We start from the raw sequence: 23,170 nt of genomic DNA, 5'->3' as shown, positions 1-23,170 counted from the left end.
GTATTGGCCGGTGCGACCGGCAAAATCAGAGTGACACAGTTCAACACAACATATAGGCAATCTGAATGGCTACAAGGTTGATGTGCAAGACTCTGGGAGCGGCCTGTCTTGGACTATCCATGGCATTGTCCGCGCCCACGGTGTTTGCGCTTGCAGATATCATCGAAACCCCATCCCGGCCAACTGCGCTTGCGCCAGAGCATCTGCTCAATGATGTCGACACGGCGGGCGAACGAATCGTGGCAGCCGGTGTGCGTGGTCATATCATTTTTTCCGATGATGATGGTGAAAGTTGGGTGCAGGGTGAAGTTCCGGTATCCGTCACATTGACCGGCGTGGATTTTGGCACTGAACAGCATGGCTGGGCCGTTGGGCACAGTGGCGTTGTTCTCCATTCAGACGATGCGGGCGAAAACTGGGAGCTCCAGCTCACCGGTGTCCGGGCTGCTGAATTGGCGATTGAAAGTCGCCAGGAGCAGATCGACGAAATGGAGCAGAAACTGGAAGAAGCCCCGGAGGACGAGAAAGACGACCTCGATTGGGCGTTGGGCGATCTGTATTTCTCGCTGGAAAACCTGCAGGCGGATCTTGAAATCGGCCCGGTGAACCCGTTTCTGGATGTCTGGTTCGAAAATGAGAACCACGGTTTCGTTGTTGGTGCCTATGGCATGTTTTTGCGCACGACGGACGGCGGAAAGACCTGGAAAGACTGGGCGCCGAAGCTTGAGAATCCCAGCAGTTTTCACCTGAACAGCATTGGCCAGATCACTGGCGGTGGCCTGGTGATCGTCGGAGAGGCTGGGCAGATTTTCGTGTCCGTCGATGGCGGTGACAGCTGGGAGAGACGTGAGAGCCCCTATGAAGGCTCCCTGTTCGGAGCAATCGGAACCGGTAATGTGAATGAGATACTCGCATTCGGTTTGCGTGGGAACATCTTCTTTTCATCCGACCTGGGCAGAAGCTGGAAAGTGGTGCCCAGTGAGTCGGACGCAACCCTCAATGATGGCACGGTGTCCGAAGACGGCCGTATCACGTTGGTTGGCAATGGTGGCGCAGTGCTAATGAGCACCAACGGTGGAGATACCTTCCGTCCCTACTTCCGGGATGATCGGGAAGGGGTGATGGATATTGTCCCCGTATCGGGAACCAATCTGCTGATTGTGGGCGAGGGTGGCGTGAAGCACACCGACGCCCGCGGCAAGAATCTTCAATAACGCCCTGATGCGGCACCAACAGATAGAAAATTAGAGGGGCTTTTGAATGTCGAACCCGAAGCACGACAAGGGCGAGCATTACCTGACTACACCGAAGGCAGAACCGTTCCTGGAACGGCTGATCTTCAACAATCGGGCCATCATCCTGATTGCCTTTTTCTTCCTGACGCTGTTCCTTGGCTACAACGCGGTCAAGATTGAGCCGGATGCCAGTTTCGAGCGGATGATTCCGTTGGAGCATCCCTACATCGTCAATATGCTTGAGCACCGGGACGATCTGGAGAACCTGGGTAACTTTGTGCGTATCGCCGTGGAAGTGGAAGAGGGCGATATCTTCACAGCCGAGTATATGGAAACCCTGAAGCAGATCACCGATGAGGTGTTCTATCTCAACGGGGTGGACCGTTCCGGATTGAAATCACTCTGGACCTCCAACGTTCGCTGGGTTGAGGTGACTGAGCAAGGGTTCCAGGGCGGCACCGTGATCCCGGACGGTTACGATGGCTCCCGGGCCACCCTTGAACAGCTGCGTCAGAACGTACTCCGTTCGAACGAAGTAGGGCGCCTGATTTCCGACAACTTCCGTTCTACCATCGTGTACGCGCCGCTTTATGAGAACAACCCTGAAACTGGCGAGCCGCTGGACTACGGTGAGTTCTCGCGCCAGTTGGAAGAAAAGATCCGGGACAAGTACGAGGCGCAGAATCCGAACATTGAAATTCACATCGTCGGTTTCGCCAAGAAAGTGGGCGACCTCATTGAGGGTATTGGTTCCATTGCCTGGTTTGCGGGCATCACCATTGTCCTGACGACCCTGTTGCTGTTCGGGTACTCACGTTGCATTACCGGAACATTGGTTCCGGTGTTCACCTCCATCATCGCGGTGTTCCTGCAACTGGGCACATTGAGGCTGTTGGGGTATGGCCTGGACCCTTACTCGGTTCTGGTTCCGTTCCTCGTATTTGCCATCGGCATCAGTCATGGCGTTCAGATTGTGAATGCCATGGCGGTGGAAGCGGCGAAAGGGTTTGATTCCGTTACCGCGGCCCGCCTTGCGTTCCGGGCGCTCTATATCCCGGGCATGCTGGCTCTGATTTCAGATGCCTTCGGCTTCCTGACTCTGTTCTTCATCGAGATCGATGTTATCCGGGATCTGGCCGTTGCCGCCGGCATCGGTGTGGCGTTCGTCATTCTGACCAACCTGGTATTGCACGTATTGATCATGTCGTACCTTGGTATCTCCAAGGGCGGTGTTCGTCATGTGCAGAATCATGGTGAAAAGCAGGATCGCAAGTGGCGCGTCATGTCTTACTTCGCACATCCCGGTGTGGCACCGATTTCTCTGTTGATAGCGGTTATTGGCCTGGGGCTTGGCCTTTATTACAAGCAAGGCCTGAAAGTCGGTGACCTTGATCAGGGTGCGCCGGAGCTGCGGGCCGATTCCCGCTACAACAAGGACAATGCCTACATCATCGACAACTACTCAACGAGTGCCGATGTGTTGGTCGTGATGGTGAAAACCGAGGAAGAGCAGTGTACCCAGTACAACGTTCTCCGCGCCATGGACAACCTTCAGTGGGAGCTTCAGAACACGCCTGGCGTGCAGTCCTCGGCGTCTTTGGCCGATGTGTCCAAGATTGTTACCAAGGCACTGAACGAGGGTAACTGGAAGTGGTATGAGATTTCCCGCAACCAGACCATTATCAATGCCTCGATCCGTGAGGCGCCGGCAGGCCTGATCAATACCAATTGTGATCTGACACCGGTGCTTGTTTTCCTTGAGGATCACAAGGCAGAAACGCTGGAAACAGTCACCGAACGCGTTGAGGAGTTCGCCAGCAACAATAACAACGACGAATACACGTTCATGCTGGCCGCCGGTAATGCGGGCGTCGAAGCTGCCACGAACGATGTCATCTCAAGTGCGAAGAACATGATGTTGATCTTCGTCTACGGTGTGGTCGCGTCATTGTGCCTGCTGACGTTCCGTTCTATCCGTGCGGTTCTGTGTATTCTGATCCCACTGGGCCTGACGTCGATCCTGGCGGAGGCGATCATGGCGGTATCAGGCATTGGTATCAAGGTAGCGACGTTGCCGGTTATTGCGCTGGGCGTGGGTATTGGTGTCGACTACGGTATCTATATCTACAGCAAGCTCGAGAAGTTCCTGTTGGAGGGCAAGACACTCCAGGAAGCATACTTCGAGACCCTGAGATCTACTGGTAAGGCGGTTATCTTTACCGGTGTCACACTGGGTATCGGTGTGGTTACCTGGATCTTCTCGCCGATCAAGTTCCAGGCGGATATGGGGTTGTTGCTGTTCTTCATGTTCATCTGGAACATGGTGGGCTCTATCTGGCTGCTGCCGGCCCTGGCGCGTTTCCTCCTGCGCCCGGATCGAATGGTTGCCAAGGCCCGCGCGAACAAATAAGATTCGCGACCGCTTGATCAAAAAAGCCCGCTCTGCGGGCTTTTTTGTTTTTTTGCTCAAGTGGTTAGCGAGCTAACCCTTGCTTTATTTATATCGCAAAGTGGTCTATGTTTTAAGGCGAAAGTGAGGAGTGTCCGTTTCGTTACGCGGGCCCAAAAAAGCAATAATGAACAGATAAGGGAAAAGTCATGGCACTGAAACAGAAATTTTCCGCACTTGCAGTTGCAGCAGCGGTCAGCCTTGGAACCGCCTCGACAGCGGTTACCGCGCAGGAGCAGAAATTTGTCACCATCGGTACCGGGGGCGTAACCGGTGTGTACTATCCGGCTGGTGGTGCGATTTGTCGCCTGGTTAACATGGATCGTAAGGAACATGGTATTCGCTGCTCTGTAGAGAGCACCGGTGGTTCGGTCTATAACCTGAACGCGATTCGCCAGGGTGAGCTGGACCTGGCGGTAGCCCAGTCTGACTGGCAGTACCACGCCTACAACGGCACCAGCCAGTTCGAGGAAGACGGAAAGAACGAGAAGCTGCGTGCTGTATTCTCGCTGCACCCCGAGCCATTCACGGTGGTTGCCAGCAAGGGGTCTGGTATCAAGACGTTTGAAGATCTTGCAGGCAAGCGCGTGTCCGTCGGTAACCCCGGTTCCGGCCAGCGCGCCACAGCAGAAGTGCTGATGGACGAAATGGGCTGGACCATGGACAAGTTCTCGCTTCCGGCGGAACTGAAGGCTGCGGAGCAATCCCAGGCTCTGTGTGATGGCAATATTGATGCATTCTTCTACACCGTTGGGCACCCCTCCGGTGCGATCAAGGAAGCGACCACGTCCTGTGACAGTGTGATCGTCAGCGTCAATAACGAAGCGACCAAGAAGCTGGTTGCAGACAACCCATACTACCGTGAAGCGGTGATCCCGGGTGGTATGTATCGTGGTTCTGACGATGACGTGACCACGTTTGGTGTGGCGGCAACGTTTGTCTCGTCTACCGAGGTATCTGAGGACGTAGTGTACGAAGTGGTCAAGGCTGTATTCGAGAACTTTGACAGCTTCAAGCGCCTGCACCCTGCGTTTGCCAACCTGAAGAAAGAAGAAATGGTATCCGACGCGTTGAGTGCACCTCTGCACCCGGGCGCGGCGAAGTACTACAAAGAAGCCGGCCTGATCGACTGATCCTGTAACCGGTAAAACGACACCGCGGGCAGGCCTGCCCGCGGTGTTCTGATCTCCGACCCGCTATATTCTTACAGGACCCAGCTATGACCAATAGCGAACCGAGAGCCGGGGATACCATCGACAGCAAGAAGGTTGCAGAGGTTCTCCAAACCGAGACCGGTGGAAGGGCTGCGACCGGTACGGCTGCAAAGATTCTCTTTGTTGTCCCTCTGCTCTGGTCCCTCTTTCAGCTATGGATAGCGTCACCGCTCCCCTACATTGTTGAGTTCGGTGTTTTTAACTCGACGGAAGCAAGATCCATTCATCTCGCCTTTGCAGCGTTCCTCGCGTTTGCGGCTTATCCCATGATTCGTGGCAGGAATGTTGACCACGTACCGGTTTACGACTGGATTCTTGCCCTGGCTGCCGCTTTTGCAGCCTCTTATCTGTACCTGTTTTATGACCAGCTTGCGACGCGTCCGGGCTCGCCGATTACCCAGGACCTGATCATTGCACTTGGTGGTCTGGTACTGCTTCTGGAAGCAACTCGCCGCGCACTGGGGCTGCCGCTGACCATCGTTGCTGGTGTGTTCCTTATTTACGCGCTGGCCGGCCCCTATATGCCGGATGTGATTTCCCACAAGGGGGCCAGTCTGAGCAAGCTGTCTTCCCATATGTGGCTGGGTACGGAAGGCGTGTTTGGTGTCGCCCTTGGCGTGTCCACCAGTTTTGTCTTCCTGTTTGTGTTATTCGGTGCGCTGCTGGAACGGGCAGGGGCGGGCAACTACTTTATCCAGGTTGCCTACGCCATGCTCGGGCACATGCGCGGCGGTCCCGCCAAGGCCGCGGTGGTATCCAGTGGTCTGAGCGGTGTGATTTCAGGTTCGTCCATCGCCAACGTGGTGACAACCGGCACCTTTACCATCCCCCTGATGAAGCGGGTTGGTTTCCCCGCTACCAAGGCGGGTGCTGTTGAGGTAGCTGCATCCACTAACGGTCAGTTGACGCCTCCCATTATGGGCGCGGCAGCCTTCCTGATGGTTGAGTACGTGGGCATTTCCTACCTGGAAGTGATCAAACACGCCATCCTGCCAGCGCTGATCTCCTACGTGGCGTTGATTTACATCGTTCACCTTGAGGCCTGTAAGCTCAAGATGAAGGGTATTGAACGTCCGAATCGCCCGACTCTCGCGCAGCGTATGCTGAACTGGGTTGTGATCCTGATTGGCCTGAGTGCTCTCACGTTCATCGTGTATTACGGCATTGGATGGTTGAAGGTGGTTCTGGGCGAAGCCGCTGTGTGGGTTCTCGGGCCGCTTCTGCTGTTCATTTACATCGGGCTGGTCTGGTACTCCACCCGCTTTCCGGAACTGGCTCAGGACGATCCTGAATCCTCAATGGATACACTGCCTGACGTGGGGCCAACGGTTAAGACCGGCCTGTACTTCCTGTTGCCAGTGGTGGTCCTGGTCTGGTGCCTGACTGTTGAGCGGTTTTCGCCCCAGCTATCAGCATTCTGGGCCACGGTGTTTATGATTTTCATCGTGATCACTCAGCAGCCACTGAAAGCGTTTTTCCGCAAAAAAGGTCACTTCCTTGCGGAAACAAAAACCGGCCTCGTTGACCTCACCCTCTCGCTGGTAACTGGCGCGAGGAATATGGTTGGTATCGGTGTGGCGACTGCCACCGCCGGCATTGTGGTGGGCACGGTGACGCTGACAGGCATTGGCCTGGTGATGACCCAGTTTGTGGAGTTCATCTCCGGCGGCAACCTGTTGCTGATGCTGGTTTTCACAGCGATTATCAGTCTGATTCTGGGTATGGGGCTTCCTACGACCGCCAACTACATCGTGGTTTCCACCCTGATGGCCCCGGTTATCGTGACACTGGGTGCCCAGAACGGCTTGTTGGTGCCTTTGATTGCTGTCCACCTGTTCGTGTTCTATTTCGGCATACTGGCGGATGATACGCCGCCCGTGGGGCTGGCCGCCTACGCGGCGGCGGCTATATCAGGGGCGGACCCGATACGAACGGGTGTGCAGGGCTTCACGTACGATATTCGGACAGCGATTCTGCCCTTCATGTTCATCTTCAACACCCAGTTGTTGTTGATTGGCCTGACGGGTTGGGTGGATTTGCTGGTGACGGTTGCCAGTGCGGTGACGGCCATGCTGGTCTTCTCGGCGGCCACTCAGGGTTACTGGTTTACCAAGAGCTACAAGTGGGAGTCGGCTCTGCTGCTGCTGATCACGTTTACCCTGTTCCGTCCAGGTTATTGGTGGGACATGGTCTACCCGGCAACGCAGGACAGGCCGGGTACCGAAGTGATTGAGCATATTGAAAATGTGCCCGCAGGCGAGTCCCTGGTAGTGCAGGCATCGGGCATGTCCCTGAGTGGTGACGAGGTTTCCACTTATCTCAGTCTGGAGCTACCCGCAGCGGAATCCCCGGAGGCGAGACTGGCGAGCGCTGGCCTTGAGCTGTCGCGTCAGGACGACACGATGGTGGTGGATTTCGTTGGCTATGGTAGCCAGGCAGAGAACGCCGGCGTCAGCTTCGGCTGGACCATTGATGCCGTGCAGGTTGAGAATGAGCGCCCGCCGAAGGAACTTATGTTCATTCCCGCGCTTATACTGCTTGGTCTTGTCGCGTTCGGCCAATTGCGGCGACGCACACCCGAAGAGGCCAGCGCCTACGGCTGACTCTTTTCCCCTTAAAAGCCCGGCATTAACCTGCCGGGCTTTTTTCTGTTAAACTCCTGCGCGCAACGGTCCGCGGTTTGTATCGCGGCCAACCGTCAACATGTGGTCTTTGGTACGGATCACCTCTGAGTCCCTAGGAGCCTACTATGCCTGTTGTTACCCTGCCGGATGGCAGTCACCGCAGTTTTGCCGAATCTGTTACCGTTCACGATGTTGCCGCAGACATCGGTGCCGGGCTTGCCAAGGCCGCCATTGCCGGCCGTGTAAATGGCCAACTGGTCGATACCAGCTTCCCGATTGAAGAAGACGCTGAGCTTGCCATTGTCACCGAGCGTGATGAAGACGGCGTCGACATTATCCGCCACTCCACCGCACATCTCCTGGCCATGGCGGTCAAGGAACTGTTTCCTTCCGCTCAGGTGACTATTGGTCCGGTTGTGGACAACGGGTTCTATTACGATTTCAAATTCGATCGGCCGTTCACCAATGAAGATCTGAGCCGGATCGAAAAGCGCATGGAAGAGCTGGCCAAGCAGGATATTCCGGTGTCCCGATCGGTCATGTCCCGTGACGAAGCTGTCCGTCTGTTTGATGAGATGGGCGAGGAATACAAGGTTCGAATCATTGAGGATATTCCCGGTGAGGAAGATCTGTCCTTCTACCGCCAGGGTGACTTTATCGATCTGTGTCGTGGCCCTCACGTGCCCAACACCGGCAAGCTCAAGGCCTTCAAGCTGACCAAGGTTGCCGGCGCCTACTGGCGCGGTGATACCAGCAACGAGCAGTTGCAGAGGGTGTATGGCACTGCCTGGGGCAACAAGAAAGACCTGAAGGCCTATCTGCATCGCCTGGAAGAGGCCGAGAAGCGCGACCACCGCAAGATCGGCAAGAAATTGAGCCTGTTCCACATGCAGGAAGAGGCCCCGGGCATGGTGTTCTGGCATCCGGATGGCTGGTCCCTGTATCAGGAGATCGAGCAGTACATGCGCCGCAAGCAGCATGAGCATGGTTACCAGGAGATCAAGACGCCGCAGGTGGTTTCCAGGGCGCTTTGGGAAAAGTCAGGGCACTGGGACAAGTTCAAGGACGACATGTTTACCACGGAGTCCGAGAAGCACGATTACGCCATCAAGCCGATGAACTGTCCTTGCCATGTGCAGGTTTTCAACCAGGGCCTGAAAAGCTACAAGGACCTGCCTCTGCGTCTGGCCGAGTTCGGTTCCTGTCACCGTAACGAGGCGTCTGGTGCCTTGCATGGTTTGATGCGGGTTCGCGGATTTACCCAGGACGATGCCCACATATTCTGCGAAGAGGATGCCATTCAGCAGGAAGTGTCTGACTTTATCGGCATGCTCCACGAGATTTATGCGGATTTCGGGTTTACGGAGATTCTTTACAAGCTCTCAACCCGTCCTGAAAAGCGGGTTGGCTCGGACGAAGTCTGGGACAAAGCGGAAGCCGCGCTGGAAGAAGCATTGAACCGGGAAGGCGTTGATTGGGAGCTTTTGCCGGGTGAGGGCGCCTTTTATGGCCCGAAAATCGAGTTTTCGCTGAAAGACTGCATCGGACGGGTGTGGCAATGTGGTACCATTCAGGTCGATTTTTCCATGCCGGGACGGCTGGGTGCCCAATATGTGGCAGATAACTCCGAGCGCAAGACGCCGGTGATGTTGCACAGGGCGGTTCTTGGTTCGTTCGAGCGCTTTATTGGTATCCTCATCGAGGAATACGAGGGCGCTTTCCCGACATGGCTTGCGCCAACGCAGATCGCGGTGCTGAATATTACCGACAATCAGCGGGATTATTGCCAGAATCTTGCGAAAAAGTGGGATTCCCTTGGCTATAGGGTTAATGCTGACTTGAGAAACGAGAAGATCGGCTTTAAAATCCGCGAGCATACTATTAACAAAGTTCCCTTCCTTGTTGTTATCGGCGACAAAGAAGTTGAAAACAACGCCGTTGCGGTGAGAACCCGCAAGGGTGAGGATCTGGGAACTTTATCGCTGGAAGCGTTTGAGCAGCTGATGGCTGACGAAATCAATCGCAAAGGCAGAACCAAAACGGAGATCTGATTATTAAACAGCGAGCGAATCGGGGGCGCACTCCAAAAGCGCCGATCAACGAGAACATTGACGCAACTGAAGTCCGTCTGATCGATGCCGAAGGCAATCAGGTCGGTGTCGTACCGATTGAAGATGCACTCAAGCAGGCTGAAGAAGCGTCTCTTGACCTGGTTCAGGTTACGGATTCCGATCCGATCGTCTGTAAGATAATGGACTACGGCAAGAAAATCTTCGATGAGAAGAAGGCCAAAGCGGCTGCCAAGAAAAAGCAGAAGCAGACGCAGGTCAAAGAGCTTAAGTTCCGGCCAGGAACTGAAGAAGGGGATTATCAGGTCAAACTACGCAACCTGGTACGTTTCCTTGAAAACGGGGACCGCGGCAAAATCACTATCCGCTTCCGTGGGCGTGAGATGGCACACCAGGAAATTGGTATGAAGCTCATGAACAGGATCGAAGTGGATATTGAAGAGCTTGCCCAGGTAGAACAGCGGCCGAAAATGGAAGGCCGCCAGATGACCATGGTAGTGGCCCCCCGTAAAAAGAAGTGAACCTGATCCGGTGCTGATCCCCCGCGGTCGCGGGGGATTTGTCGTTCAGGGGCACATTGATATCACTTAAAAACAGAATGCGGAGTTTTAAAAATGCCCAAGATGAAAACCAAAAGCGGGGCCACCAAGCGGTTCAAGAAGACCGCTACTGGCTTTAAGCATAAGCAGTCCTTCACCAGTCATATCTTGACCAAGAAGAGCCCGAAGCGTAAGCGTCAGCTCCGTGGTACCAAGTTGATTGCCAAGTCCGATGTGGCTTCAATCAAACGTATGACGGCGTGCTGATTCAGCCGCTAGCCATTTCTTTTTAGGTTTAAAGGTAGAAGGATTAACGTATGCCTCGCGTAAAACGTGGTGTGGTTGCACGCCGTCGTCATAAAAAGATTCTCAGTCAGGCCAAGGGTTATTACGGAGCGCGTAGCCGCGTCTTCCGCGTAGCCAAACAGGCGGTTATCAAGGCCGGTCAGTACGCTTACCGTGACCGTCGTAACCGTAAGCGCTCGTTCCGCGCACTGTGGATTGCCCGTATCAATGCTGGCGCCCGTGCCAACGGCCTGTCTTACAGCCGTCTGATTGCTGGCCTGAAGAAGGCCAATGTTGAGATCGACCGTAAAGTTCTGGCCGACCTGGCCATGAACGAGCAGCAGGCGTTTACCGCTGTTGTTGAGAAGGCCAAAGCGTCTCTGTGATCGCTTAGCTCTTTCATCGGTTAACCGATCGATTCAGGCGTCTCCATGGGTTCATGAAGACGCCTTCTGATAGGGGAAGGGCGCGCTCTTCCCCTATTTTTGTTTAGAGTGATTCCATTTCTGGATTGGAGCAGGGTCAATGGAAAACCTGGATCAACTCGTTCAGGACGGCCTGGCGGCGGTTGAAAGTGCCGACAGTTTGCAGGCACTGGATCAGATTCGTGTTGAATACCTTGGCAAGAAGGGTGTGATCACCCAGCAGGCGAAGACACTGGGTAAGCTGTCTGCGGAAGAACGTCCCGCCGCCGGCCAGAAGATCAACGACGCCAAGGGGCAGGTGGAGCAGGCTATCAACGCCCGCCGTACAGACCTTGAGCGCGCCGCCATCGAGCAAAAACTCGCCAGTGAATCCATTGATGTGACGCTTCCCGGGCGAGGCCAGGATCTGGGTGGTTTGCATCCGGTTACCCGCACCCTTCAGCGTATTGAGCAATTTTTCTCCCGCGCGGGCTATACCGTGGAGCAGGGGCCGGAAATCGAAGACGACTATCACAACTTCGAAGCTCTCAACATTCCCGGCCACCATCCGGCCCGTGCCATGCATGACACGTTTTACTTCAATCCCGGCACATTGCTGCGAACCCACACCTCACCGGTTCAGATTCGCACCATGGAAGATGGCAAGCCACCTTTTCGGATGATTTGCCCCGGCCGCGTCTACCGCTGCGACTCGGATATGACCCACACTCCCATGTTTCACCAGGTGGAAGGGTTGTTGGTCGAGAAAGACGTGAGCTTTGCGGACTTGAAGAGCACCGTTGAGGAATTCCTGCGGGTATTCTTCGAGCGCGACCTGGAAGTGCGATTCCGCCCGTCCTATTTCCCGTTCACGGAGCCGTCCGCCGAGGTGGATATCGAATGGGGGCGCGAAGAGGATGGCAGCATCAAATGGCTGGAAGTGATGGGCTGCGGCATGGTTCACCCCAAAGTATTCGAGCATTGCGGTATCGATGCCGAGGAATATCGTGGCTTTGCGTTTGGTCTGGGCGTAGAGCGCCTTGCCATGCTTCGCTATGGCGTGAATGACCTGCGCATGTTCTTTGAGAACGACCTCCGCTTTCTGCGGCAGTTCCGTTGAACACGCCATCAAGGTAAACGAACTAACAGGCAACACCGCATCAGGACAAGGCAGATACCATGAAATTCAGTGAACAGTGGCTACGCGAATGGGTCAATCCGGCGAATGATACCCAGGCATTGATGGATCAGATCACCATGGCGGGTCTGGAAGTTGACGGATTTGAGCCGGTAGCCGGCAAGTTCAGTGGCATTGTTGTGGGTGAGGTTGTGTCGGTATCGCCTCATCCCGATGCGGATAAGCTTCGGGTTTGTCAGGTCAGTGATGGTGCTCAAACGGTACAGGTGGTTTGCGGTGCGCCCAACGTGCGCGACGGCCTGAAGGTGCCGTTTGCCGTCGTCGGAGCGGTGTTGCCGGGCGACTTCAAGATCAAGAAGGCCAAGCTGCGTGGGCAACCTTCGGAAGGAATGCTGTGCTCAGAGTCAGAGCTTGGCCTTTCGGACAGCCATGACGGCCTGATGGAGTTGCCGGACGATGCGCCGGTAGGCCAGGAGCTGAGTGAGTTTCTCAAGTTGAACGACGTCACCATCGATGTGGATCTGACGCCGAATCGCAGTGATTGCCTGTCGATCAAAGGGATCGCCCGGGAAGTCGGGGTACTGAACAGCCTTGTGGTTGAGGGGCCGGAAATTCTCCCCGTGGAAGCAGTGCACTCAGAGGTGCCTGACATCGCCGTGAAAGACCCCGAAGGCTGCCCCCGGTATCTGGGGAGAATCCTGCGCAACGTGGACCTTAGCATTGAATCCCCACTGTGGATGCAGGAAAAGCTTCGCCGCTCCGGGATCCGCTCTATCGACGCTGCGGTGGATGTTACCAACTATGTGATGCTTGAACTGGGTCAGCCCCTACACGCCTTTGACCGTGAGGAAATAGAGGGTGGCATTGTTGTGCGCCGGGCAATGCAGGGTGAAAAGTTGGTATTGCTGGATGGACAGGAAGTGGAACTGACCCCGGATACCCTGGTTATCGCGGATCACGCCAAGCCGATAGCGATTGCCGGTGTGATGGGTGGCGAGCATTCCGGAGTGAGTGAGCGAACCCGCGACCTGATCCTTGAGGCTGCCTATTTTGATCCGATTACTCTGGCGGGTAAGGCGCGCCACTATGGCCTTCACACGGACGCTTCACATAGGTTCGAGCGTGGCGTGGACTACGAGCTTGCCCGCGATGCCATGGAGCGTGCAACGGCATTGTTGATGTCCATCGTGGGTGGCGAGCCTGGGGATATTGTCGAGGTTGTCAGCAAGCAGGACTTGCCTGAAGACCGCACGGTGGACCTTCGGGAGACACGTGTTGCCGACGTGTTGGGGCTGGAGATCGACCGCACTACGGTGGAAGAAATTCTGACCCGTCTGGGCCTTCATATCGATAAGCTGCTGAAGGATGGCTGGCGGGTACACGTGCCGAGTTTCCGCCCGGATATCAGTATCGAAGAGGATCTGATCGAAGAAATTGGACGGATATACGGTTACAACAACCTGCCGGTCACGGAACCCACGGGATCACTCGGCCTTCGCCCGCAGGAAGAGGCCGTCCGCCCGGTATCGGCTATCCAGAACTATTTCGTGACGTGTGGATACCAGGAAGCGATTACCTACAGCTTTGTAGACCCGAAGGTTCAGGGCCTGATTGATCCAGAGCGGGAAGGCATTGCGCTGGCAAACCCGATTTCGTCGGATCTGTCTGTCATGCGCACGAGCCTCTGGAGCGGACTGCTGAAAACCGTGGCTTACAATCAGAACCGTCAGCAACCTCGAATTCGGCTGTTCGAAACCGGGCTCCGTTTCGTGAAAGACGGCGACCGGATTGATCAGCAGCCCATGCTCGCTGGGGTGATCGCAGGTGGGCAATTGCCAGAGAATTGGGCAAACGGTCGCAGAAACGCCGATTTCTTTGACGTAAAAGGAGAGCTGGAGAGTCTGTTCCAGCTCCTTGGTATCGAGGTTCAGTTCCTTGCCAGTCAGCATCCCGCATTGCACCCGGGCCAGACGGCGGAGTTGATGCGGGACGGAGAACATGTAGGCTGGCTGGGCACATTGCACCCACAAGTGCAGAAAAAACTGGAACTTAATGGCACGATTCTGATGTTTGAGCTATTCTTGAATTCGGTCGTTTCTGGATATGTGCCTAATTTCAAAGATATTTCAAAATTCCCAGAAGTTCGGCGGGATTTGGCTATTATTATCGGAAGCGACGTGGGGTTTGCAGACGTCGAGCGTGTAGCGAAAAAGCACGCCGGGGAGCACCTCACGGCTTTGCGTGCGTTTGATGTTTATGAAGGTGAAAGCCTGGGTGAAGGCAACCGAAGCCTCGCTCTCAGCCTGTTCTGGCAGCATCCCGAGCGCACACTAAATGAAGAAGAGGTGCATTCGCTCTTCAACGGTGTGATTGACGCACTGCGCGAAGAGTTGGGGGCAACACTGAGGAGTTAGCAGATGGCGGCTTTGACGAAAGCGGAGATGGCAGAGCGGTTGTACGAGGAGTTGGGTCTCAACAAACGTGAAGCCAAGGAAATGGTGGAAGCTTTTTTCGACGAGATCAGAGGCGCTCTCAGCCACAACGAACAGGTGAAGTTGTCGGGATTTGGTAACTTTGATCTGCGTGACAAGAAACAGCGGCCGGGACGGAACCCGAAGACCGGTGAGGAAATTCCGATCAGTGCACGGCGTGTTGTTACGTTCCGCCCGGGACAAAAACTAAAACAGAAAGTAGAAGCGTATGCTGGAACCCAGTCATAACAACGAATTACCCACGATACCGGGGAAGCGTTATTTCACCATTGGTGAAGTTGCCGAACTTTGTGCTGTAAAAGCGCACGTGCTCAGATACTGGGAGCAAGAGTTCCCTCAGCTTTCTCCGGTCAAGCGCCGTGGCAACCGCCGCTACTATCAGCGTGCCGATGTCATTACCATCCGCCAGATCCGCAGCCTGTTGTATGATCAGGGCTACACCATTGGCGGGGCCAAGCAGAAGCTCAGCAGCCACGAGGTGAAAGACGATACCTCCCAGTACAAGCAGCTGATCCGGCAGATGATTACCGAACTGGAAGATGTTCTCGACGTGCTCAATACGCCGGTGAAGTGAGACGTTTTTGAAGCTGAAAGCCGAAGGTTCGCCTTCGGCTTTTTTGTTGGTGGCAGTCGCCGAAATGAACAAATAGGTCGTATAGTTGACCGACACTCACACCGGAGAATAACAGCATGATTGGATACGTAACGATTGGCGTCAGTGATATGTCCCGAGCCAAGGCCTTTTACTCGGAACTGTTGGGAGATATCGGCGCTAGGGTCCTTCTGGATATGGGCCGCATTGCGTTTATTGGGGAGAGTATGAAGGCGCCGATGCTGGCCGTGTGCACTCCCTACGATGGCGAACCCAATCAGCCGGGCAATGGCAATATGGTCGCCATTCACCCAGGGTCCAAGGAGGCGGTAGATGCCCACTACAAGCGAGCGTTGGAGTTGGGTGCGAGCTGTGACGGCGAGCCTGGCCAGCGGATCCCTGATCAGTTCTATGGCGCCTACGTGAGAGACCTGGACGGTAACAAGCTGGCCTTCTTCCACTTTGGCTAGCAGTCGTCTGTGAAAACAACAAAGCCCGGGCCTTTCGGCCCGGGCTTTGTGTAGGGAATTTGGTCGGGACGGTAGGATTTGAACCTACGACCCCTTGCACCCCATGCAAGTGCGCTACCAAGCTGCGCTACGCCCCGAAATTGCCAGTGGCCAGAGAGAAACTTGAGAGATATCTCAGTGGCTTAGCGGGAGCGAAGTCTACACCAGCCTCGGATAAAAATAAACATCCAATCGCCGAATTCTTCGGGCATTTCTATCGCAGTTTGGTTTCTCGAAGCTGACGAATAAACTCCGGCGGATCGAAGCTGTCCGGGGTAGCGTTCGGCCAGTAGGTATCAAACACTCTTTCACCGGTCTCTCCTTCCAGAAGGGCACCCGGCTCCAGAAAGGGAAACAGGTCCATATAGGAATGGGTTTCCGTCTTGGAGGTGCGGCGGATGATGTGTTCCGGCCCAAGTTCGGAGGGGTGCTTGAGCCCTGACGCCTCAAGCAGGTTCATCAAGGCTTCCAGGGTGTTCTTGTGATAGTTGTAAACACGCTGGCTCTTATCCTGAACATCAAGCTTTTGGCTTCGCCTTGGGTCTTGGGTTGCAACACCGCTGGGGCATTTTCCTGTATGGCAACTGAGCGCCTGTATGCAGCCGAGAGAGAACATGTAGCCCCTTGCCGCGTTACACCAGTCTGCCCCCAGGGCCAGGGTCCGGGCTATGTTGAATGCTGAGGTGATCTTGCCCGCAGCGCCAATGGCAATGTGTTCGCGCAGGTTGGTGCCCACGAGTGTGTTGTGTACCAGCAACAGGGCCTCCGTCATGGGTGTTCCAATACGGTTGATGAACTCCAGAGGAGCCGCGCCGGTGCCGCCTTCACCGCCATCCACAACGATGAAATCGGGTGTTTTTCCTGTCTCCAGCATGGCCTTGACGATGGCGAACCACTCCCAGGGATGGCCTATAGCCAGTTTGAAGCCCACCGGTTTGCCGCCCGATAGCTCACGGAGTTTCTCCAGAAACTCGAGAAATTCCCTGGGTGTAGAGAACGCTGAATGGCTTGCCGGGGAAACGACATCCTTGCCAGCTTCGACGCCGCGGGCCTCGGCAATTTCCGGTGTCACTTTCTCGCCGGGAAGAATGCCCCCATGTCCAGGTTTGGCACCCTGGGATAGTTTGACCTCTATCATTTTTACCTGGTCGAGAGTGGCATTGCGGGCGAACCTCTCTTCGTTGAAAGTGCCGTCTTCGTTGCGACATCCGAAGTATCCGGAACCAATTTCCCAGACCAGATCTCCGCCCGGTTCCCGGTGATAGCGGGATATGGAGCCTTCGCCGGTATCGTGATAGAAGTTCCCCATTTTTGCGCCAGCATTGAGGCTCAGGATGGCATTGGCCGACAACGAGCCAAAACTCATCGCCGAGATGTTGAAGACGCTGGCGTTATAGGGCTTGGCGCACTGTTTGCCAATCACGATCCGGAAGTCAGCGTCTTTCAGTGCAGAAGGCTGGAGGGAATGGTTGATCCACTCAAAACCCTCGTCATACATACCTAACTGTGAGCCGAAAGGGCGCTTGTCGAGTACGTTCTTGGCTCGCTGGTAAACGATGGTGCGCTGTTCACGTGAAAAGGGGCGTTCGTCGGTGTCGGACTGGATGAAGTACTGGCGTATTTCCGGGCCAATCGATTCAAGAAAATATCGAAAATGGGCGAGGATGGGGTAATTTCGGCTAACAGTGCGTTTACGCTGAAGCAGATCCCATGTGCCGGTTGCCGCCAATCCCCCGAGCAGGACGGGGACGACATAAAACCAGCCCCCCCAGATGGTACTGGCCAGTAGAGAAACGATAAAGCCGGTCAGGCTCAGCGCATAAAGCGTATATCGGAAGGGGAAGGTTTCGGTTTTAGCCATAAACTCCTCTGAGTGGATGTGTAGTATGTTTGCAGAATATTAACAGTATAAGTGCGGGAGATACGTTCCCGTATGGCAAGACGGATCAAGGAGTAATTTGTACGAACACTGAAATATTGGTCTAAGATTGTTTTCAGGGCGTAAGTTGTCCGTTCTTTGATGTTTTGAACTCAAAGCAATAAGATGGCGAGCTTGTAACGTTTGCATCCGAATATTGAAAAGATTTTCACCAACAGGAGGCTCAAAACGTGGGCGACGTTGTAAAAGACGAGTACCAAACGGATTACGTCGCAGGCCAGGATAATATTAATCCGTTTGGCCTGGACCTACACGCGCCAGTTTTTCCGATTACGGCAATAATCGTTGTTGCGTTTGTAATCGGGACGCTGATTTTCCCGGGAGAGGCGAAGGAGCTCCTCGACGGCGCCAAATGGTGGACCATCGCACAATTTGACTGGTTTTTCCTGATCAGTGCCAACATTTTTGTCGTTGTCTCCCTTGCTCTTATATTCATGCCCGTTGGCAAAATCCGCATCGGCGGGATGGACGCCAAGCCAGAATTTTCGACGATGTCGTGGTTTGCCATGCTCTTTGCAGCAGGTATGGGTATCGGTCTCATGTTCTGGGCCGTCGCCGAGCCAGTCGCCTACTACACAGGCTGGTATGAAACGCCGCTCGGCGTTGAGGCCAATACGGCCGAGGGCGCGCGGTTGGCCATGGGTGCGACCATGTATCACTGGGGTCTGCATCCCTGGGCAATCTACGCGATTGTGGCTCTGTCTCTGGCGTTTTTCGCCTACAACAAGAACATGCCGCTGACCATTCGCTCTGCGTTCTTCCCACTGCTCCGTGATAGGGTTTGGGGCTGGCCCGGTCATATCATTGATATCCTGGCGGTGGTGGCAACCATTTTTGGTCTCGCCACGTCTCTTGGTTTTGGTGCGCAACAGGCTGCTTCCGGCCTGGATTACCTGTTCGGGATTTCGTCAGGTATCAATGTGCAGATGGCGATCATTACCGGCGTGACGGCCGTAGCCCTGATTTCGGTGCTGCGTGGTCTCGACGGTGGTGTAAAGATTCTGAGTAACCTCAACATGTCGCTGGCCGGTATTTTGTTGTTTTTCATCATCTTCGCCGGTCCGACCATGACCATCTTTGAAACCATCTGGGTAACCTCATCGAGTTACGTTGGTAACGCCCTGACACTGAGCAATCCGTTTGGTCGCGAAGACCAGGCCTGGTTCCACGGCTGGACAGTCTTCTACTGGGCCTGGTGGATTTCCTGGTCACCGTTCGTTGGTATGTTTATCGCCCGCGTGTCCAAGGGTCGTACGGTTCGTGAGTTCGTGACAGCGGTGCTGATCGTACCAACCGTTATTACCGTGGTCTGGATGAGCGCATTTGGTGGTTCCGCACTGGAGCAGATCCAGGACGGTGTTGGTGCTCTGGCTGAGAATGGCTTGACGGATGTGTCCCTGGCAATGTTCCAGATGTTCGCTAACCTACCGTTCGTTGCCATCTCATCCTTCGTGGGTATCGTGCTGGTGCTGGTGTTCTTCGTGACATCTTCTGATTCCGGTTCGTTGGTCGTCGACAGCATTACCGCGGGTGGTAAAACCGACGCGCCGACAGCTCAGCGTGTGTTCTGGGTGGTAATGGAAGGTGCCATTGCCGCAGCACTGATTTTCGGTGGCGGTGAAGACGCACTGGGCGCTATCCAGGCGGCTGCCATTACGGCAGGACTGCCGTTTACAGCAGTATTGCTGGTCATGACCTGGGGGCTGCTGAAAGGCCTCACCCATGAGCGCAAGCTGCTGATTGCCGAAGGTAAGCTCTGAGAAGTGTGAGAAAGTAAAAAAACCGGGGTTCGCCCCGGTTTTTTTGTGCCTGCTATTTGAAGGTCAGGTTTTGGACGTGAAGGTATCCATGGCGAATGCGGCTCTTTCTTCCGGGGTGAAGTGCGTCCTTCGGAGGGCTTCGATCTGCCTCAGGCGCGGCAACAGACCGCGACCATTAGCCATCTGGATGGCCAGGCCGGGGCGGGCGTTCAGCTCAAGCAGCAAAGGCCCTTCGTTTGCGTCCACGACCAGATCGACACCCATATATCCCAGCCCGGTTGCCTCGTAGCATCGTGATGCCATTACCAGCATTTCCTGCCAGTCATCAATCACCAGGTTCTCCAGGGCGAGGCCTGTATCGGGATGCAGGGTGATCGGTCGATTGAACTGTACCGCATTCAGGCTGTGGCCATTGGCGATATTGAGTCCAACACCTACGGCACCCTGGTGTAGATTAGCCTTGCCATCTGAAGCGGTTGTAGCCAGCCGAAGCATTGCCATCACGGGGTAGCCCTGAAAAACGACGATGCGGATATCCGGTACACCCTGGAAGGAATACTTGGCGAGTGATGGAATCGATTCCACCAGGTTCTCGACAATGGCGACGTCGGGCGTGCCGGCCAGCGAGTAGAGCCCGGCAAGAATGTTGGACAGGTGGCGCTCAAGGTGGCTCGAGGATACCCGCGAGCCCGAGGCCTTGACGTAATCGTTATCGTCCCGGCCGGTAATCACGGTAATCCCTTTACCTCCGGAACCCTTGGCCGGTTTGATGGCAAAGCCGTCCAGGTCCTCTGCCATTTCCCGGAAATGGGAGATTTCGTGTTGCTGACGCACCACCTGCAGCAGCCTGGGGGTGCGAACATCGTATTCGGCAACCACCAGCTTGGTTTTGAGTTTGTTGTCCACCAAGGGGTATGAAGAACGGCTATTGTACCGCGCAATGTAGTCCACATTGCGCCGGTTCATGTTCAGCATGCCCAGTTGGTTCAGCTTGAAGGGCGAAATCCAGCCCATCAGTTATACGCCTTCATCGGATAAAAACGACGGAGCTCTGTGAGCTTGTAGCCCGTGTACTGTCCCATCAGCAGGATCAGCCCCAAAACCACGAAATGAAGTTCCGGGAAATTAAACGTCAGGTGGCTCGCCAGGGGCGCGCTCATAATCAGAAATGCGCAGACTGCCACAAACAAACTACCGGCTCCCTGAACAAACACCTCCCGGGCGCCTTCCTCTTCCCAGAGTATGGACATGCGCTCTATCGTCCAGGCGATAATCACCATGGGGAAGAAGGTAACCGTCATCCCCGTGTTGAAGCCCATTTGATAACCCGCAATGCTCAGCCCGGCCGTGATAAAGATCACGAGAATGATCAGCGCGGATATTCGCGAGACCAGCAGCAGGTTAAGGCTCGACAGGTAGCCACGCATGAGCAGGCCAATGGCCACCACGGAAATAAAGGCTATCAGCCCCGGAATCAGTGTCGTCTGCACAAAGGCCACGGCGATCAGTATCGGCATGAACGTGCCGGACGTTCGTATGCCGACGACAATTCGCATAAAGGCCACCACGAGCGCCCCAAGGGGAAGCAGCAGAAGCATTCTGAACATGCTTTGCTCTTCAATGGGGAGCTGGTAAAGACTCAGGAAGCCGAGGCCATTCTCGCTGGACTGAGCCTGCGCCAATTGCAGTGCCGGGATGGTTTGCCGAAGCATGGAAAAGCTAACGTCTGAATTGTCACCGCCGACAATATCCAGCAGGGAAGCTGCAGCCTGTCGCCACAGCAAGACATGTTCCGGAAGCCCCTGTTCCGCTGTGCGGGGGTTGAAGGTCAGCCATCGGGAACCGTCATAGATCTGCAGGAATGGACGAAGTTGCTGGCGTCGCCTGGCATCTTCCAGGGCCAGGCCGTCTGCCGTTCGAGCGGGAATGCCTGCATGATTGAGCATCCGGGTCAGCAGATCAATGTAGTTTGCTTCGGACACGAGCAGGGTGGTGTTCTGGGCGCCCTGGTCCGGTTGGAGCAGTTTAATCAGTTCCCGGGTCATGCTCTCAGGCGTGCTGGAGCGTTCAGCGGCCTGTTGCAACAACTCTTCCACGGCTGTTGCCTGAGGTTCTTCCCAGAAGACCGGTTCAGGTTTGGGCGGTCGTTTGGGCTGGCTGCCCAGGGCTCTGTCATCAGGTATCAGTTGAACCTTGAAGTAGAGCGTCTGGGGGCCGCTAACGTTGCGCTTTGACCACTCAGCCCGGCGTTCACCGGAGTCATCCACGATGGAAAAACCGTAACCGGGAGATGCAGCCTGCTCCGAAATAATGCGGAATTGGGGTGGCTGATCGGGGATGTTCAGGCTGGCGAGTACGGGTTCTCCGGTGCCATCGAAGTCCACTCGGGCCTCAACCATCCAGACCGGCTTTTGCTCCCCCGTAAACCAGGGAATGCCGAGCTCGACGTGCCGCCAAGTGGCTATCGAAATTCCAGCCGCAATAAGAAGGAGGATGGCGAAAAAAAACGGAATGCGTGAGCGGCTACTCAAGGTTGGTCCCCATTTTCTTCGGCTGGCAGTTTGTCGGGCAGTTCGGTGGCGAACTCCTTGCCCACATCAATCAACATGACGTCCCTCAAAATGTTGCGGCCAACCAGCACCGTGTGTGAGAGGTGCTCTCGGTTGGTCAGTGTAAACTCAGCCTGTTGCCGGTGGTTGCCAATCATGAACTGCAACTCCACCACCACACGGCGTTCCGATTCATCGGTGCTGGACTGGATAATCCTGACCCGGCGTGAGATTTCCCGTTCCAGCGTTACCATGTCTTCGGAGTCAGGTACCGGCACGTCAAACCTTACCCAGTTGTTCCCATCCCGTTCAAACCGCGTGATGTTTCGGGCATCCAATGAAGAGGTTTCGGCCCCGCTGTCAATGCGAGCATCGTAAATCAGGCCGGGGCCAGCAAGGTAGAATTTCTCCAACTCTCCAACAACAACCTTGCCCTTGAGTCGGTCGGCCCTTCCATCGCTTTTGGAACCAGACTGCCCCGCTGTGCAGGCCTGCTGTTTGGGGGTGGGAGGGCAGGCGGGTTTTTCGACCTGTTCGGTGATGGCGTCGAGGATGGTTTTCGTGGATTCCTCATTCAGCCGGGTCAGCGCCTGGAAATTCTCATCCGTCCGGTTCTCAAGGCGAACGACCTGTTCACCCTGATTAATAACGGAGGTATTCAGCGCGTCAAGATCCTGCTTCGGCACCATAAAGTAACGATCCGCAGTGCAGCCGGTGATGAGTGATACCACAAGGCCGGCCGCGGCCAACTTTCCAAACTCTGAACGTATAGACAAGATCCGAAACCCCTGAATCCACGACTTTGATACTTTAATTACAGAGTGCTGCAAGGATAATTCGGGTGTGCTAGAACAGCCACTTGTAATCACAGGCCGGCAGTATACAACAACATAACTGTTGAGTCGGTTTACAGATCATTAACGGCGGGTATTATTTTTTCCCGGATGTCCGGGAAAGGAAGTGGTTTTGAGCAAGAACTTCTTCGGAACGAAGGTATTCCTGCACCACAGGGGAGCAGTTCAGGTAAAACAGCAGCAGTTCTCTCTGGACATCCTGATCCTGAATGCGGGAAGCGAAGTGAATCAGATCGCGGATGGATTCGTCCCCATTGTTCTGAAAGGTTCTGCCGTAGCGCCCCTTCAGGATGCCAGTCAGTCTTTCCAGGTGGAATTCCCCAGTGTGGGTCATATGGGGAAGAATGCGAAAACCACCGTGGCTGGCTTGAGCGCCAGGCCTACGGTATTCACGGCCTTCCACGTCCGAACACCCGGAATGGGAGAATTCAGATCCCAATTTTCTCCATAGCTCTTTGAGCATGTTGAATTCCTGTCCCTTATACTGCTCCTGGACCTTGGCACCCGGCAGCAAACCA

19 protein-coding genes and 1 tRNA gene are annotated in these 23,170 nt (G+C 55.1%); 14 read left to right on the top strand and 6 right to left on the bottom strand.

Features of this window, described 5'->3' with window-relative positions:
- Positions 1–65: 65 nt before the first annotated feature.
- The 13 genes from JJO78_RS05185 (at position 66) to JJO78_RS05125 (ending at position 15,511) form a co-directional block, all read left to right on the top strand.
- Positions 66–1,214, top strand: coding sequence for a WD40/YVTN/BNR-like repeat-containing protein (locus JJO78_RS05185; protein WP_227544245.1), 1,149 nt, complete (start codon positions 66–68; stop codon positions 1,212–1,214).
- 46 nt (positions 1,215–1,260) lie between these two features.
- On the top strand, positions 1,261–3,645 hold the full coding sequence (locus JJO78_RS05180; RefSeq protein ID WP_126810395.1) for an efflux RND transporter permease subunit: 2,385 nt from the start codon (positions 1,261–1,263) through the stop codon (positions 3,643–3,645).
- A 188-nt stretch (positions 3,646–3,833) separates the two neighbouring features.
- Positions 3,834–4,817 (top strand): TAXI family TRAP transporter solute-binding subunit, encoded by a 984-nt coding sequence (locus tag JJO78_RS05175; protein ID WP_036204607.1) that lies wholly within the window; start codon positions 3,834–3,836, stop codon positions 4,815–4,817.
- An 86-nt stretch (positions 4,818–4,903) separates the two neighbouring features.
- Positions 4,904–7,501 carry a TRAP transporter permease gene (locus JJO78_RS05170; RefSeq protein WP_036204608.1) on the top strand — a complete coding sequence of 866 codons (2,598 nt, stop codon included), beginning with the start codon at positions 4,904–4,906 and terminating at the stop codon, positions 7,499–7,501.
- Positions 7,502–7,647: 146 nt separating this feature from the next.
- A complete protein-coding gene (gene thrS, locus JJO78_RS05165; RefSeq protein ID WP_075195580.1) occupies positions 7,648–9,573 on the top strand; it encodes a threonine--tRNA ligase in 1,926 nt (641 codons plus the stop codon).
- The gene (gene infC / locus JJO78_RS05160; protein WP_075195579.1) at positions 9,570–10,112 is read left to right on the top strand and encodes a translation initiation factor IF-3; all 543 of its coding nucleotides are present in this window, start codon (positions 9,570–9,572) and stop codon (positions 10,110–10,112) included. Before thrS ends, infC begins: the two co-directional genes overlap by 4 nt.
- A 93-nt stretch (positions 10,113–10,205) precedes the next feature.
- Positions 10,206–10,397, top strand: a complete 192-nt coding sequence (gene rpmI, locus JJO78_RS05155; RefSeq protein WP_007151842.1) for a 50S ribosomal protein L35 — start codon at positions 10,206–10,208, stop codon at positions 10,395–10,397.
- Between the two features lie 50 nt (positions 10,398–10,447).
- On the top strand, positions 10,448–10,801 hold the full coding sequence (gene rplT / locus JJO78_RS05150; RefSeq protein WP_007151841.1) for a 50S ribosomal protein L20: 354 nt from the start codon (positions 10,448–10,450) through the stop codon (positions 10,799–10,801).
- Between the two features lie 139 nt (positions 10,802–10,940).
- Positions 10,941–11,939, top strand: coding sequence for a phenylalanine--tRNA ligase subunit alpha (gene pheS / locus JJO78_RS05145; protein ID WP_036204614.1), 999 nt, complete (start codon positions 10,941–10,943; stop codon positions 11,937–11,939).
- Positions 11,940–11,998: 59 nt separating this feature from the next.
- Positions 11,999–14,371, top strand: coding sequence for a phenylalanine--tRNA ligase subunit beta (gene pheT, locus JJO78_RS05140; protein ID WP_036204618.1), 2,373 nt, complete (start codon positions 11,999–12,001; stop codon positions 14,369–14,371).
- A gap of 3 nt (positions 14,372–14,374) precedes the next feature.
- Positions 14,375–14,677, top strand: coding sequence for an integration host factor subunit alpha (gene ihfA / locus JJO78_RS05135; RefSeq protein ID WP_007151838.1), 303 nt, complete (start codon positions 14,375–14,377; stop codon positions 14,675–14,677).
- Positions 14,658–15,023, top strand: a complete 366-nt coding sequence (locus JJO78_RS05130; RefSeq protein WP_036204624.1) for a MerR family transcriptional regulator — start codon at positions 14,658–14,660, stop codon at positions 15,021–15,023. Before ihfA ends, JJO78_RS05130 begins: the two co-directional genes overlap by 20 nt.
- 116 nt (positions 15,024–15,139) lie before the next feature.
- Positions 15,140–15,511, top strand: coding sequence for a VOC family protein (locus tag JJO78_RS05125; RefSeq protein ID WP_075195578.1), 372 nt, complete (start codon positions 15,140–15,142; stop codon positions 15,509–15,511).
- A 60-nt stretch (positions 15,512–15,571) separates the two neighbouring features.
- On the opposite strand, the gene JJO78_RS05120 is transcribed toward JJO78_RS05125, so the two are convergent.
- Both JJO78_RS05120 and JJO78_RS05115 read right to left on the bottom strand, forming a co-directional pair.
- Positions 15,572–15,648 (bottom strand) — tRNA-Pro (locus tag JJO78_RS05120).
- A gap of 116 nt (positions 15,649–15,764) precedes the next feature.
- Positions 15,765–17,411: an FMN-binding glutamate synthase family protein gene (locus JJO78_RS05115; protein ID WP_127400829.1), complete on the bottom strand. Its 1,647-nt coding sequence runs from the start codon at positions 17,409–17,411 to the stop codon at positions 15,765–15,767.
- 248 nt (positions 17,412–17,659) lie between these two features.
- On the opposite strand from JJO78_RS05115, the gene JJO78_RS05110 reads away from it, so the two are divergent.
- Entirely contained in the window at positions 17,660–19,249 is a 1,590-nt protein-coding gene (locus JJO78_RS05110) for a BCCT family transporter (RefSeq protein WP_075195576.1), read from the top strand.
- Positions 19,250–19,312: 63 nt separating this feature from the next.
- On the opposite strand, the gene JJO78_RS05105 is transcribed toward JJO78_RS05110, so the two are convergent.
- The 4 genes from JJO78_RS05105 to JJO78_RS05090 form a co-directional block, all read right to left on the bottom strand.
- Complete coding sequence (locus JJO78_RS05105) at positions 19,313–20,263, bottom strand: alpha-L-glutamate ligase-like protein (protein ID WP_036206034.1); 951 nt, start codon at positions 20,261–20,263, stop codon at positions 19,313–19,315.
- Entirely contained in the window at positions 20,263–21,780 is a 1,518-nt protein-coding gene (locus tag JJO78_RS05100) for an inactive transglutaminase family protein (RefSeq protein ID WP_091644480.1), read from the bottom strand. Before JJO78_RS05100 ends, JJO78_RS05105 begins: the two co-directional genes overlap by 1 nt.
- On the bottom strand, positions 21,777–22,574 hold the full coding sequence (locus JJO78_RS05095) for an ATP-dependent zinc protease family protein (RefSeq protein WP_126810392.1): 798 nt from the start codon (positions 22,572–22,574) through the stop codon (positions 21,777–21,779). Before JJO78_RS05095 ends, JJO78_RS05100 begins: the two co-directional genes overlap by 4 nt.
- 154 nt (positions 22,575–22,728) lie before the next feature.
- Positions 22,729–23,115 carry a hypothetical protein gene (locus JJO78_RS05090; RefSeq protein ID WP_036206881.1) on the bottom strand — a complete coding sequence of 129 codons (387 nt, stop codon included), beginning with the start codon at positions 23,113–23,115 and terminating at the stop codon, positions 22,729–22,731.
- Between the last annotated feature and the right edge of the window lie 55 nt (positions 23,116–23,170).

This window comes from Marinobacter sp. DS40M6 (genome assembly GCF_028581595.1).
GTDB lineage: Bacteria > Pseudomonadota > Gammaproteobacteria > Pseudomonadales > Oleiphilaceae > Marinobacter > Marinobacter salarius.
The sequence above is the reverse complement of the archived record's forward strand: the minus strand, read 5'-3'. Positions and strand labels throughout refer to the sequence as shown.